Origin of the sequence: Xanthomonas sp. A1809 (assembly GCF_017746015.1) — a bacterium.
GTDB classification, from domain to species: domain Bacteria; phylum Pseudomonadota; class Gammaproteobacteria; order Xanthomonadales; family Xanthomonadaceae; genus Xanthomonas; species Xanthomonas euvesicatoria.
In genome coordinates, this window is record NZ_JAGHWZ010000004.1 from 154,974 (window position 1) to 168,138 (window position 13,165).

The following is a 13,165-nucleotide window of genomic DNA, read 5'->3' on the forward strand; positions in this document are numbered from 1 at the left end:
AAGTGCTTCATGCAGGCCGGGCAATGTCCGGTGCGTTATTCCCTTTGCCGGGATCGGGCCGAATCTTGAACCAGATCGAATACATCGCCGGCAGGAACACCAGGGTCAACACGGTGCCGGCCAACGTGCCGCCGATCAGCGTGTAGGCCAAGGTGCCCCAGAACACGGAATGGGTGAGTGGAATGAATGCCAGGATCGCCGCCAGTGCCGTCAGAATCACCGGACGCGCACGCTGCACGGTGGCTTCCACCAACGCATGGAACGGATCCAGACCCTCGGCTTCGTTGTGATGGATCTGTCCGATCAGGATCAGCGTGTTGCGCATCAGGATGCCCGACAGCGCAATCAATCCCACCAGCGCATTGATGCCGAACGGCTGCTGGAACAGGATCAAGGTCGGCACCACGCCGATCAGGCCGAGCGGGCTGGTCAGAAACACCATCACCATCGCCGAGATCGAGCGCACCTGCAGGATGATGATGAGCAACGTGGCCGCCAGCATGATGGGGAACAGCGGCAGCATCGCGGCGGTGGCCTTGCCGGACTCCTCGATGGAGCCGGCCTCCTTGATCTGATATCCGCTGGGCAGTTTGTCGATGATCGGCTGCAGCTGCCTGGTGATCGCAGCCGAGACATCCGGCGGCTGCAGCGTGTCGTCGACATCGCCGCCCACCGTGATGGTCGGCACGCGATCGCGGCGCCGCATGACCGGCTCTTCCATCCGCACATCCACCTTACCTACCTGCGACAGCGGGACGCGTTGGCCGTTGCCGCCGGCCAGGGTGAAGTCGGCGATGCGTGCCGGATCCAGACGGGTATCGCCGGCCGACCGCGCCACCACCTGCACACTGCGGATATCCTCGCGCACCAGCGTGATCGGCACGCCGCTGAGCAGGAACTGCAACTGCTGGGCGACCGCGGCCGAGGTCAGCCCCACCGCCTGCAGGCGATCCTGGTCCAGGCTGAAATGCAGGGTCGGTGTGCGCACGCCCCAGTCGGTATTGACGGTGCGCAGCATCGGGCTGTCCTGCATCACCTGCATGACCTGCGCAGCGATGCCGCGCAGCACCGTCGGGTCCGGGCCGCTCACCCGGTAGGCGACCGGAAACTTCGAATACGGGCCGAAGGTCAATTGCGTCACGCGCACGCGCGCTTCCGGTGCCAGGCCTTGCGCGATCGCCTCACGCAAGCGCAGCTTCAACGCATCGCGCTCGTGCTGGTCGTCGGTGCGCACCACGATCTTGGCGAACGATGGGTCCGGCAGTTCCGGACCCATCGCCAGGAAAAAGCGCGGCGCGCCCTGACCGATGTAGGCGGTCACGATCTTTGCTTCCTTCTGCTTGGACAGCCAGGCTTCCACCTTGGCGGCCGCCGTGCTGGTCTGGTTGATCGAGGTGCCGTACGGCAGCTGCACTTCCACCAGCACTTCGGGCCGGTCGGAGATCGGGAAGAATTGCTTCTTGACCATGCCCATGCCCACGACCGCCAGCACGAACAGCCCCACCACGGACCCTGCGACCAGCCACTTGCGGGCAATGACGCGACCCAGCGCCTGGCGGAAGCGGTTGTAGCGCGGCGTGTTGTAGATCGCTGCGTGGCCGCCTTCGACCTTCTTCAGGTCGGGAAGCATCTTCACGCCCAGATACGGCGTGAACACCACCGCCACCACCCACGACACGATCAGCGCAATGCCCACGATCCAGAACATGTTGCTGGTGTATTCGCCGGCCGTGGAAGCAGCAAATCCGTTCGGCATGAAGCCCACCGCGGTGACCAGGGTGCCGGACAACATCGGTGCGGCGGTGTGGCTCCAGGCATACGCCGAGGCGGCAACGCGGCTATAGCCTTCTTCCATCTTCACCACCATCATCTCGATGGCGATGATGGCATCGTCGACCAGCAAGCCCAGCGCCAGGATCAGCGAGCCCAGCGTGATTCGGTCGAAATTCTTGCCAGTCGCCAGCATCACCACGAACACTGCTGCCAGCGTCAGCGGCACGGCTGCCGCCACCACGATGCCCACGCGCCAGCCCATGCTGACGAAGCACACCAGCATCACCACCAGCAACGCGACGAAAAACTTGGTCATGAACTCGCCGACCGACGCATCGATGTTGACGGCCTGGTCGGTGACCTTGCTCAGACGCATGCCCAGCGGCAGTTCGGCATTGATCGCCCCCACTTCGGCGTCGAGCGATTTGCCCAGATCCAGGCCATTCCAGCCATCGCGCATGATGATGCCCAGCAACAACGCCGGTTCGCCGCCGCTGCGGATCATGAAGGTGGACGGATCTTCGTAGCCGCGTTTGACGGTGGCGATATCGGACAATTTCAGCGTGCGGCCCTGCACGACCAACGGGGTGTCGCGGATCTTCTGCAGGCTATCGAGCGCACCATCCAGGCGAATGAACACCTGTGGCCCGCGCGTTTCCACCGAGCCGGCCGCATTCAACGCGTTTTGCGCGTTGAGTGCGGCAAACACGTCCTGCGGACTGACCCCCAGCGTGGCCAGACGCTCATGCGAGAACTCGACAAAGATGCGCTCGGGTTGCTCGCCGATGATGTTGACCTTCTTGACGCCCGGCACGTGCAGGATGCGCTGGCGCAGGGTCTCGGCATCGCGTGCCAGCAAGCGCTGCGGCTCGCCCTTTGCCTTGAGCGCGAACAGCGCAAAGGTGACGTCGGCATATTCGTCGTTGATCAGCGGCCCGATCACGCCGGCCGGCAAGTTGGCCACTTCATCGCCGGCCTTCTTGCGCGCCTGATAGAACTGCTCCTGCACCTCCCCAGGCGGAGTACTGTCCATCAAGGTCAGCGTCGTAAACGCAAGACCCGGACGCGTGTAGGTTTCGGTACGGTCGTACCAGCGCAATTCCTGCATGCGCTTTTCGAGTTTCTCGGCCACCTGGTCCTGCATTTCCTGCGGCGTGGCACCGGGCCAGGCGGTCACGATCGTCATCACCTTGATGGTGAATGCCGGGTCCTCGGCACGACCGAGCTTGAGAAACGCCACCAGGCCGGCCAGCGAGATCAGGAAGATCAGAAACAGCGTGATGGAGCGCTCGCGCACGGCAAGCGCCGAGAGATTGAACCGGCCCTCGCTCACGGCTGCGCTCCTGCCGCCTTGGCGGTGCTGCCAGCGGTGGCCGCGCTGCTACCGGCCACGCCTTCGCCGGCAATGCGTACCTGCTCGCCTTCGCGCAACAGATGCGCCCCCAACGCCACGATGCGCTCGCCGCGTGCCAGCTTGCCGGCCACGTTGGCGTGGTCATCGTCCAGGCCCAGCACCGTCACCGGCCGCCAGCTCACCCTGGTCGGGTTGCCAGCAATCACCCACACGCCCGGCCCCTTGCCGGCGTCGAACAGCGCGGCCAGCGGTACCTGCAGGCCGGCCTGGTTCCCGGAGGCGGTGCCGCCGGGGACGCGCACGCTGACCGTGGTGCCGAGCGGTGCCTGTGCGAGCGCGCCGTCCAGCACGTAGCGTGCCTCGAAGGTGCGGGTGAGCCGGTCGGCGCTCTCGGACAGCTGGCGCAAGGTGGCCGGCACGGTGACGGCGGCGTTGCCGAACAGCGTGGCTTGGGACACCGAGCCGACCTGCGGGCGCAGAGTTTCCGGCAGCTGGATCACCGCTTCGCGCGGGCCGGCGTGCGCCAGCCGCACCACCGGCTGCCCGGCCGCAACCACCTGGCCCGGCTCGACCAGCGTTTCCATCACCACGCCGTCGGCGTCGGCCGCCAGGTCGGTGTAGCGGTTGGCGTTGCGCGCCACGTCAGCCTGGGCCTGGGCGGCGCTCAGCTGCGCCCTGGCCGCATCGGCGGCTGCCTTGATCTGGTCGTAGGCCGAAGCCGAGATGGCGCCGGTACCGCGCAGGTCGCGGTACCGGGCTTCATCTTCGGCGGTCTGCTGCGCCCGGGCGCGCGCGGCGGCCACCGTGTCCTGCTGCGCACGCGCAGCCAGTTGCAGATCCACCGGGTCGATACGCATCAGCGGTTGCCCGCGCTTGACGCTCTGCCCGGCATCGACCAGCCGCTCGGACACCTTGCCGGCCACCCGGAACCCCAGGTCGCTCTGCACGCGCGCCGCTACCGTGCCGGAGAAGGTGCGCACCGCAGCGCTGGCATCGCCAGCCGTGGCAACCCGCACCCGCGGCGCGGCGGTCCGTGGATCGGGCTGCGCCTTGCCGCCGCAGGCGCTCAGCGCCAGCGGCAAGACACAGAGGAAGGTAAAGGCGACAAGGCGGCGGCGACGCATGGCAATCCCGGAGCGATCGGATGAAGGCTCGCATCCTGAGACTTGTGACTAAATCAGTCAATAGTCACAAACATCTTTTTACGGCGACAGGCTTCGCAATACCAGGCTGGACAACAGCAGCGGCACGTCGCCGGCATGATCCAGGCTGTGCTGCAGCAGCACCGGATTGATGTAGGGGCGCATCACCAGATAGGTGGCCTGGGTCAGTTCGTCCAGCGGCGTCTTGCGCTCGAAGTCACCGTTCTGGCGCCCTTGCACCAGAATGTCCTGCAGCAGTGCCTGGATGTGGCCCTCGTACGCAATGACGGGCGGCCAGCGCTCGGTCGCGGCCGACGTGGCGATCTCGTACAACTTGCGCTCGCGCGAGTACAGCCGCAGGCTCGCCTCGATAATCGCCTTGAAAAGGCTACGCAATTTCTCTGGCGGCGACGCCGCGGCAGACACCGCAGCCAGCACCTCGGCCTCGATCTCCCCCAGGCAATGCGAGCAGATCATCTCGCCGATGGCCTGCTTGGATTCGAAGAACTTGTAGATGTAGGCCTTGGAAAAACCGATCTCCCTTGCCAGGTCGGACACGGCCGTCTTTTCGTAGCCGTAGCGGCTGAAATGCTCGGTGGCGGCCACCACGATCTGGTCGCGAACGTCATGGTCGGCCGGGCCGCGGCCCGACACGGGATAGTTGGATGCTTTGCTCATCGCGACAGCTTAGCGCCGTCGTTGCCGACTTACAAAAGTGACTATTTCGTATTATAGTCACTCACCACTTGTCATTCCGGCCCCGCACATGTCGTCATTCCGCACCCTCGCAGTGTTCGTTGCCGCCAGCCTCGTCACAGGTTGCGCGGTTGGTCCCGACTACGCCCGGCCGGAGGTGCCGCTGCCGGACCGCTACATCGGCCAGGCGGATATCGCGCAGCGCCAGGCCGCAGTGCCAGCCGACCTGTCGACCTGGTGGGACGGCTTCAACGATCCCGACCTGAGCCGCTACATCAATGCGGCGCTGGCGCAAAACCTGGACCTGGCCCAGGCCGGCGCACGCGTGGCCCAGGCGCGCGCCGGGCTGACCGCCGCCACTGCCGCGCTGCTACCGGCGGGCAACGTGAGCGGCAGCGCCACGCGTGCCTACCAATCGCTGGAAACCCCACTGGGCCAGGTGCTCAACAGCACGCCCAACTTCGACCGCCATGCCAGCGTGTACGAGGCCAACCTGGGCGCCAGCTGGGAGCTGGATCTGTTCGGGGGCCTGCGCCGCGGCCGCCAGGCGGCCTTGGCCGACTACCAGGCCACCGAAGCCGGCGCCGCGGCCACCCGTCTGGCGGTGGCCGCACAGACCGCCGATATCTACATCAGCATCCGCGGCCTCCAGGCGCGGCTGGACGTGGCGCAGCGCCAGGTCGCCACCCAGCAAGGGCTGGTTTCGATGGTGACGCTGCTGCACGGCAAAGGCCTTGCCGCCGAACTGCAGTTGCAGCAGGCCCAGGGCGCACTCGCGCAGGCGCAGGCCGGCGTGCCGCCTCTGGAAGCCGGCCTGGTTGCGGCAATGAACGCGCTGGACGTGATGCTTGGCGTGCCGCCCGGCACGCACCGTGCCGAGCTGTCGGCGACCAAACCCATTCCGCCAGCCCCCCAGATCGCCGGCAGCGGCACCCCCGGCGACCTGCTACGGCGCCGGCCCGACCTGATCGTGGCCGAGCGTCGGCTGGCCGCCTCCAATGCGCGTATCGGCGTGGCGATGGCCGAGTACTACCCCAAGTTTTCGCTGAGCGGCCTGCTTGGCAGCGCCACCGCCATCTCCGGTGCGAACCTGTTTACCGGCGACGCCGCGCAGTCGTCCGGCGTACTCGGCCTGCGCTGGCGGCTGTTCGACTTCGGCCGCATCAACGCACAGATCGCACAGGCCAAAGGCCAGCAAGCCGAACAACTCGCGGCTTATCGCCTTGCGGTATTGCGCGCCACCGAAGATGTCGAAAATGCATTCACCGCACTGATCAAACGCGAGCAGCAGGCAGCGGTGCTGACGCAGGGCGTGGATGCACTCGGCAAGGCGCGCGGCGCCTCTGCGCTGGCCTACGAAAAAGGCACGGTGAGCCTGATCGAAGTGCTCAACGCCGACGACAGCCTGCTACGCGCCTCCGACGCGCAGGTGCAGGCGCGTACCGACGCGGCGCGCAGCGCGGTTGCGACCTTCAAGGCGCTGGGCGGCGGTTGGCAGGCCGGCGGTGCGAGTCCTGCTGCGATCGCTGTCGCCGTGGACAGCAACCGTCACCAAGACGACACGACAGCAACTAACTGAATGACACGCCACGCCGACGTTGATGGGCGTCTGCGCAGGTGGCACGCCACCGCTACCGATGTCGCCGGCTACACGCAACCGCAAGAGCTGGCCGACAGGGTCAGCAAACGGCTTGTCAGCCGTGCTCAATCGGCATGGAAGCGCACGCCTGCATTGATCTTGCATTGATACGCCAGCACCGGCCCGCGTTGCTGCAGGCCCGGCAAGTCGTACATGTAGGTGGTGAAGCGCAGCGTGTCATCCGGGCGCAGCTGGTAGCGCATGAATTGCTGGATCGGCTTGCCGTCGTTGGCCACGGTAAAATGCGCATCGGAAAAGGCCACGGTACCGTCGGCGGTGATGCGATAGGCGTCGATGTGGCGGCCGCCGCGGGTCTGCGTGGCCGGCGTGCCTTCTTCGGGCGTGCAACGTGCAAGGTCGGTGCTCACACTGACGTCGTAGCCGGCGTCCAGGGCAGCGAGAACTTCGGCGCGGTTGTTCAGCGATTCGGTGGCCAGGGCAGGCAGCGCACACGCGCACAGCGTGGCGAACAGCGCGGCAGGAACAAGACGTGGCATGGCGGACTCCAGGCGGGGAAATGGATGCGACGGCCTGGGCTTGCATGCGCCCAGGACCGCCAACATGACCCAGTTCGGCCTGCATGAGCGCGCGGCACTACGCATCGCGCGGCATGAGTGCGCTCGCCGGCGGACGCCGCGCACAGATCCAGAGGCCGGCCATCACTGCGCATGCGCGGGCGGCGCGATGCGCAGGTCGAGATCGTCAAAGATCTCGTCAATTGCCACATCTACAACCGCGCATTGACCTCGCGCGGTACGTGCTCGGGCGTGGGCTGTAATGCCGGCGTTGCGCCCAGCAACAAGCGGTCGGCCAATGCACGCGTGGCCACGCGCAGCTCGGGCACGGCGGTGATTTCCCAGTAACGCCCCCGCAAGAGCGGCCCGACGCAATACAGTCCCGGCACGATCTGCCCGGCGCTGTCGCGGACGCGCAACTGCGCATCGGTGTCCACGCCCAGGCCCAAGGGATCGGCCCGCAACAGACCGGCTTCGCGCATGCCGGCGATCAAGGGATCGCTGGTGCGATCGATGTCGGTATCCAGCCCGGTAGCGCGAATTACCGCATCGTAATGACCGGTCTGCGCGTCGGCAGCACCACGCGGGCGGATCACCGCCTCCACGCCATCTGGCACCCAGCGCGCCCGCAGCAAGCGCGCAGAGACAATCTGCAACTGGCCCGATGCCTGCAGTTGCGCCAGCTGTTCGGCCGCACCGGGCGCCACGCGATGGCGCGCCACTTCCCAGTACGGGCGCAGGTGCCGCAAAAAGCGTGCACGCTGGGGAAGTTCCAGGCGCTGCCACAGCGGCTGCAGATGCGGGCGCAGCGCATCCACCACGCGACGCCAATCGTCGACCACCGCACTGAGCTGACGCACTCCACGCAGCAGGCCGCGCAGGTCGGCATCCTTGAGCGCACGCTGCAGATGCGGTGGCAATTCCAATGGCGCGCCGGGCTGGCGCAGATGCGCCTGCGGTGCCAGACCGCGCCGCGAAATCGCCAGCAAGCGGCCGCGATGCCCGCGTGTGTGCAAGGTCAGCGCCACGTCCACCATGGTCAACCCGGTACCGACGATCAGCACATCGTCGTCCGGCGACAGCCGCGCCAATGCGTCGCCCTGCCACGGCCACCCGATGTAACGCGGATGCACGCTCAAGCGCGGGCCGATACCCGCCAGCGCCTGCGGTTGCAGTGCGCCGACCGCCAGCACCACGCGATCGCTCTGGAAGGCATCGCCATTGGCCAGAAACACGCGGAACCCCTTGCGCACGCGCTCCACCGCCACCGCTTCCTGCGACAGCCGCATGACCGACGCCTGCGCACTGCTCACTGCTGCATCCAGTTCGCTGCGCAGATAGTCGCCGTACGCCAGCCGCGGCAGGAATTCCAGCCGCCCGCTCTCGCCCAGGTGCAGCGTATCGGCAAAGGCACCGGGCGCCTGTGCGTCGATGCCCAGGTCCTTGGCACGCACGTTGAGCAGATGCTCTGGCCGCGCTGCGCCGTAGGCGATCCCGCTGCCAAAGGTCTCGGCCACGCCGACCAGGGTGATGCGTACCTGCGCATCGGCCGTCTGCGCCAGCGCACGGACCAGCGCGGTGCCGCAGAAGCCGGCGCCGATCACGGTGATATGGGTTTCCATGTGCAAATCCCGCTGAATGACCCGCACGTTGTGCCCGCAGCGCGCCGCCGATGTGTAAACGTTTGGTTAGCGCCGGGCAAGCAAAAACGCATGAGCTGATCGCCGGCAGTGATGAGGCAGGCGGGGCATGCAGCGCCGATCGTCCATGGCAGCGATATGACAGCGATCGCCACCGTACGCGGCGGTTCCGCGTGCGTTTGCGCATGTCTGTTTTCTGCGGCGCTGCGCAATGCGGCGATGCAAACGGCTGAGGCCAATGGTCCGGTGCAGCGCAAACATGCAGGGCGATCGTCGTCCGTGCCGCACTTGCGATACGCGTGGCGACCCCGTGGCCCGCGGCTATCGGATAATACGGCCATCCAAACCGAGCAGCCGCCATGTCAAACACCGCAGTTCGTCCGCAACGCGTGCTGATCGCTGGCGGCAGCCGTGGCATTGGCCTGGCGATCGCAGAAGGCTTCGTGCGTCATGGCGCGCAGGTTTCGATCTGCGCACGCAATGCCGCCGGTCTTGCACACGCTGCAGACGCACTGGCAGCGCATGGCACCCCGGTGCATACATTGCCTTGCGACCTGGCAGACGCCACGCAGATCGATGCCTACGTGCACGCTGCAGCACAGGCGCTGGACGGCCTGGACGTGGTCATCAACAACGCCTCCGGCTTTGGCCATGGCAACGACGATGCAAGCTGGCAGGCGGGCCTGGATGTCGACCTGATGGCCGCAGTGCGCTGCAACCGCGCCGCGTTGCCGTATTTGCGCAGCAGCGCGGCTGCGGTGATCCTCAACATCAGTTCGATCAATGCGCAACGCCCCACCCCGCGCGCGATCGCCTATTCCACCGCCAAGGCCGCGCTCAATTACTACACCACCACCCTGGCTGCAGAGTTGGCGCGCGAGCGCATCCGCGTCAATGCGATCTCGCCTGGCTCGATCGAATTTCCAGATGGTCTGTGGGACAAACGCAGCCGCGCGGAGCCGGAGCTCTACGCACGCATCCGCGACAGCATCCCGTTCGGCGGCTTCGGACAGGTGCAGCATGTTGCCGATGCCGCGTTGTTTCTGGCATCGCCACAGGCGAGCTGGATCACCGGGCAAGTGTTGGCCGTGGATGGCGGGCAGTCGCTGGGCGTGTAAGCACCATCCCTGCTGGCGGAGATAACGATCGGCTGCTCGCGGACTCGTAGGAGCGTGCCTGCGCGCGACCCAGCTGCATCGGTAACGCGTCCTCGCGCGCAGGCACGCTCGACGACACGGTGGCGTTTCGCCCGTATCCGATGTTCCCACGCCGAAGCGACGAGACCGCGTTAGCCAGCCAACTCCGCCGCCTCGATGCTGTGCTCACCCCGTGCCGGTGCCAGCGCAGCTGACACCATCGCCGCGGCAATCCGTTCGGCCGGATTGATGCGAAAACGACGTGGCAGGAGCGGGCCGAGCGCGCCAAGGACGACGCTGCCGATGTGCTCGCCGGTGCGGCGCTCTTCGCGTTCGCCGCCGATCAGGCCGGGCCGCACGAAGGTGAGCGAAGGGAAACCGATCTGGCGCAGATCGCGCTCCAGCTCGCCCTTGACGCGGCTGTAGAAGATGCGCGACTGCGCGTTGGCGCCGGCCGCCGAGTTCAACACGAACACCGAGGTACCTTGTGCGCAGGCGGCGCGCGCGATGGCAAGCGGGTAATCGTGGTCGATACGATAGAACGCATCGCGCGAGCCGGCCTGTTTCATCGTGCTCCCCAACGCACAGATGGCCGCTTCCATGCGCGGTGCCGTCCAGTGCTCGAGCCGTTCGAAGTCGATCACCTGATTGCGCAACTTGGGATGGATCTGCGCCAGCGGCCGCCGCGTCATCGCGACCACGCCGGTGCACCGCGTATCGCCCAGCAATTGCTGCAGCACGTGCCTGCCGACCAGGCCGGTCGCCCCTGCCAACAAGACATCCATCAGGCCATCCTCGCCATCAGCGCGCGCCTTCGGAGACAATCCGCGCACTGCTGACGATGCGATCGCGCTCCACCGCCAATAGCGTCAGCGAATGCGCCGGGGCCTTCCATTCGCTGCCACCGGCCACCACACGGCCGCCGTGGCGCGCGGTGTCCACCAGCACGCGCCAATGTTCGTCATGCATGGCCGGCAGCGTAAACGACACCGCGGTAGAGGCGGCATTGATCAGCATCAGCAAGGTCACGTTGGCGGCAATCTCGCGCAGGCCGGTGGTCGGCGAGCGGCCATCCAGACGCAGCATCAATGCGCGCGCTTCCGGGTCGTGCCAGGCGGCTTCATCCATCTCGGTGCCGTTGGGCGCCAGCCAGGTCAGATCCTTCAGGCCCAGCGCTTCGTCGAACTTGCCGTCGAAGAAACGCGCACGATGCAACAGCGGGTAGCGCTGCCGAATACGAATCAACCGGCGCACGAATGCGGCCTGGTCGGCGGCGGCAGCCTTGGTGGCAGCGGTCCAGTCGATCCAGGTCAGCTCGTTGTCCTGGCAATACGCGTTGTTGTTGCCGTTCTGGCTGTGGCCGAACTCATCGCCGGCCAGCAGCATCGGCGTGCCCTGCGACAACAGCAAGGTGGCGAGCAGGTTGCGCATCTGCTGGCGACGCAGCTGCTTGATCGCCGGGTCGTTGGTCTCGCCTTCCACACCATAGTTGGAAGAGATGTTGTGGTCGCTGCCGTCCCTGCCGTCTTCGCCATTGGCGAGGTTGTGCTTGGTTTCGTAGCTGACCAGATCGCGCAGGGTGAAGCCGTCATGCGCGGTGACGAAATTGACCGATGCGGTGGGGCGGCGGCCACTGTGATTGAACAGGTCCGCAGAGCCGGTGAGGCGCGTGGCCAACTCGGCCAGCTGGCCGCTGTCGCCGCGCCAGAACGCGCGCACGTTGTCGCGGAACTTGTCGTTCCATTCCACCCAGCCGGGCGGGAAATTGCCCACCTGATAACCGCCGGGGCCGATATCCCACGGCTCGGCGATCAGCTTGGTCTGGCTGAGCACCGGATCCTGGCGCACCGCATCCAGGAAACTGCCGGACGGATCGAAGCCATAGCGTTCGCGGCCCAGGATGCTGGCCAGATCGAAACGGAAGCCGTCCACGTGCATTTCCTGCACCCAGTAACGCAGCGAATCCATCACCATGCGCAGCGCGCCGACATTGGTGAGGTCGAAGGTGTTACCGGTGCCGGTGTCGTTGATGTAGAAGCGGCGATCGTCGGCCAGGCGGTAATAGCTGGCGTTGTCGATGCCCTTGAACGAGAGCGTGGGCCCGAGCTCGTTGCCTTCGGCGGTGTGGTTGTAGACCACGTCCAGCAGCACTTCCAGGCCGGCGTGGTGCAGGCGCGCCACCATCTGCTTGAACTCGGCCACCGTGCGCGTGGACATGTAACGCGCCTGCGGGGCAAAAAAGCCCAGCGTGTTGTAGCCCCAGTAATTGCGCAGGCCTTTTTCCAGCAGATATTGATCGTCCACGAACGCATGCACCGGCAGCAATTCCACGGCGGTGACGCCGAGCGAACTGATGTGGTCGATCAATTCGTCGGTCTTCAGCGCCGAAAAGGTGCCGCGCTCTTCCGGCGGCACCGCCGGATGCAGCATGCTCAGCCCGCGCACGTGCGCTTCGTAGATCACCGTGCGGTTCCAGGGCGTCTGCGGCGGGCGGTCCTGGCCCCAGGTGAAGGCCGGGTCGATCACGGCGGATTTGGGCATGAACGCGGCGCTGTCGCGGCGGTCGAAGCTCAGGTCCTTGTCGCGATGGCCGATGATGTAGCCGAACAGGTGCGGCGCCCATTTGAGTTCGCCAACGATCTGCTTGGCGTACGGGTCCAGCAGCAATTTGTTGTGGTTGAAGCGGTGCCCGGCATCGGGCGCATATGGCCCGTGCACGCGGTAGCCATACAACTGGCCGGGCCGTGCGTCGGGCAGATAACCGTGCCAGACCTCGTCGGTGTATTCGGGGAGCGCAATGCGCTCCTGTTCGCGGCCACGTTCGTCGAACAGGCACAGCTCCACCCGGGTGGCATTGCGCGAATACAGCGCGAAGTTGACGCCCAACCCATCCCAGGTGGCACCGAGCGGGTTGGGACGGCCTTCGCGAATGCGCGAGCGCTGGGTGAACTTGCGAGTGGCCATCGGTGACTCCTTAGAACGGTGAACGCAAACGGTGCGCGATTTTGCACTGGCGGCGCAGTCCGCAGCACACGGGCCGGCGCGCAGCAGGCCGGCCCATGCACGCTGCCAGACGCGCCGTTACTGGCGTGCAGCGATCGGGGTGGCCGCGTATTCGGCGGCCTGTTCGGCGGCGCGCTCCTCGGCCTCCACCAACCGCTCGGCCATGGCCCAATGGCGGTCCGCGTGCCCGTCCGGGCGGCCCTCCGCCTCCCAAATCTCCCGTGCCAACTGGGCAAGCCGCGCCTGCCGTTCCATGTCATTCATTGC

General features: G+C 66.3%; 10 protein-coding genes. 2 read left to right on the forward strand and 8 right to left on the reverse strand.

From position 1 onward, the window contains the following. Positions 1-7: 7 nt before the first annotated feature. The 3 genes from J7396_RS04580 to J7396_RS04590 all read right to left on the reverse strand — a co-directional run bounded on the left by J7396_RS04580 (position 8) and on the right by J7396_RS04590 (position 4,947). Positions 8-3,106: an efflux RND transporter permease subunit gene (locus J7396_RS04580; RefSeq protein WP_127168078.1), complete on the reverse strand. Its 3,099-nt coding sequence runs from the start codon at positions 3,104-3,106 to the stop codon at positions 8-10. Beyond that, positions 3,103-4,251 (reverse strand): efflux RND transporter periplasmic adaptor subunit, encoded by a 1,149-nt coding sequence (locus J7396_RS04585; protein ID WP_209261064.1) that lies wholly within the window; start codon positions 4,249-4,251, stop codon positions 3,103-3,105. Before J7396_RS04585 ends, J7396_RS04580 begins: the two co-directional genes overlap by 4 nt. Before the next feature lie 78 nt (positions 4,252-4,329). Beyond that, complete coding sequence (locus J7396_RS04590; protein WP_008575513.1) at positions 4,330-4,947, reverse strand: TetR/AcrR family transcriptional regulator; 618 nt, start codon at positions 4,945-4,947, stop codon at positions 4,330-4,332. 88 nt (positions 4,948-5,035) lie between these two features. Between J7396_RS04590 and J7396_RS04595 the strand changes: the two genes are divergently transcribed. Further along, positions 5,036-6,544, forward strand: a complete 1,509-nt coding sequence (locus tag J7396_RS04595; protein WP_209261065.1) for an efflux transporter outer membrane subunit — start codon at positions 5,036-5,038, stop codon at positions 6,542-6,544. Between the two features lie 125 nt (positions 6,545-6,669). Here the strand turns inward: J7396_RS04595 and J7396_RS04600 are convergent, their stop codons facing one another. Continuing rightward, positions 6,670-7,101, reverse strand: coding sequence for a VirK family protein (locus J7396_RS04600; protein ID WP_003486419.1), 432 nt, complete (start codon positions 7,099-7,101; stop codon positions 6,670-6,672). Positions 7,102-7,331: 230 nt separating this feature from the next. After that, complete coding sequence (locus J7396_RS04605; RefSeq protein ID WP_008575506.1) at positions 7,332-8,741, reverse strand: FAD/NAD(P)-binding protein; 1,410 nt, start codon at positions 8,739-8,741, stop codon at positions 7,332-7,334. Between the two features lie 377 nt (positions 8,742-9,118). Here J7396_RS04605 and J7396_RS04610 point away from each other — a divergent pair, with 377 nt between their 5' ends. Next, the gene (locus tag J7396_RS04610) at positions 9,119-9,877 is read left to right on the forward strand and encodes an SDR family oxidoreductase (RefSeq protein ID WP_209261066.1); all 759 of its coding nucleotides are present in this window, start codon (positions 9,119-9,121) and stop codon (positions 9,875-9,877) included. A 170-nt stretch (positions 9,878-10,047) separates the two neighbouring features. Here the strand turns inward: J7396_RS04610 and J7396_RS04615 are convergent, their stop codons facing one another. The 3 genes from J7396_RS04615 to J7396_RS04625 form a co-directional block, all read right to left on the reverse strand. Continuing rightward, positions 10,048-10,680 carry an NAD(P)H-binding protein gene (locus J7396_RS04615; protein ID WP_029818445.1) on the reverse strand — a complete coding sequence of 211 codons (633 nt, stop codon included), beginning with the start codon at positions 10,678-10,680 and terminating at the stop codon, positions 10,048-10,050. A gap of 16 nt (positions 10,681-10,696) precedes the next feature. Continuing rightward, a complete protein-coding gene (gene glgX / locus J7396_RS04620; protein ID WP_008575501.1) occupies positions 10,697-12,859 on the reverse strand; it encodes a glycogen debranching protein GlgX in 2,163 nt (720 codons plus the stop codon). 117 nt (positions 12,860-12,976) lie between these two features. Then, positions 12,977-13,162 carry a DUF2934 domain-containing protein gene (locus J7396_RS04625; protein ID WP_008575499.1) on the reverse strand — a complete coding sequence of 62 codons (186 nt, stop codon included), beginning with the start codon at positions 13,160-13,162 and terminating at the stop codon, positions 12,977-12,979. Positions 13,163-13,165 lie beyond the last annotated feature (3 nt).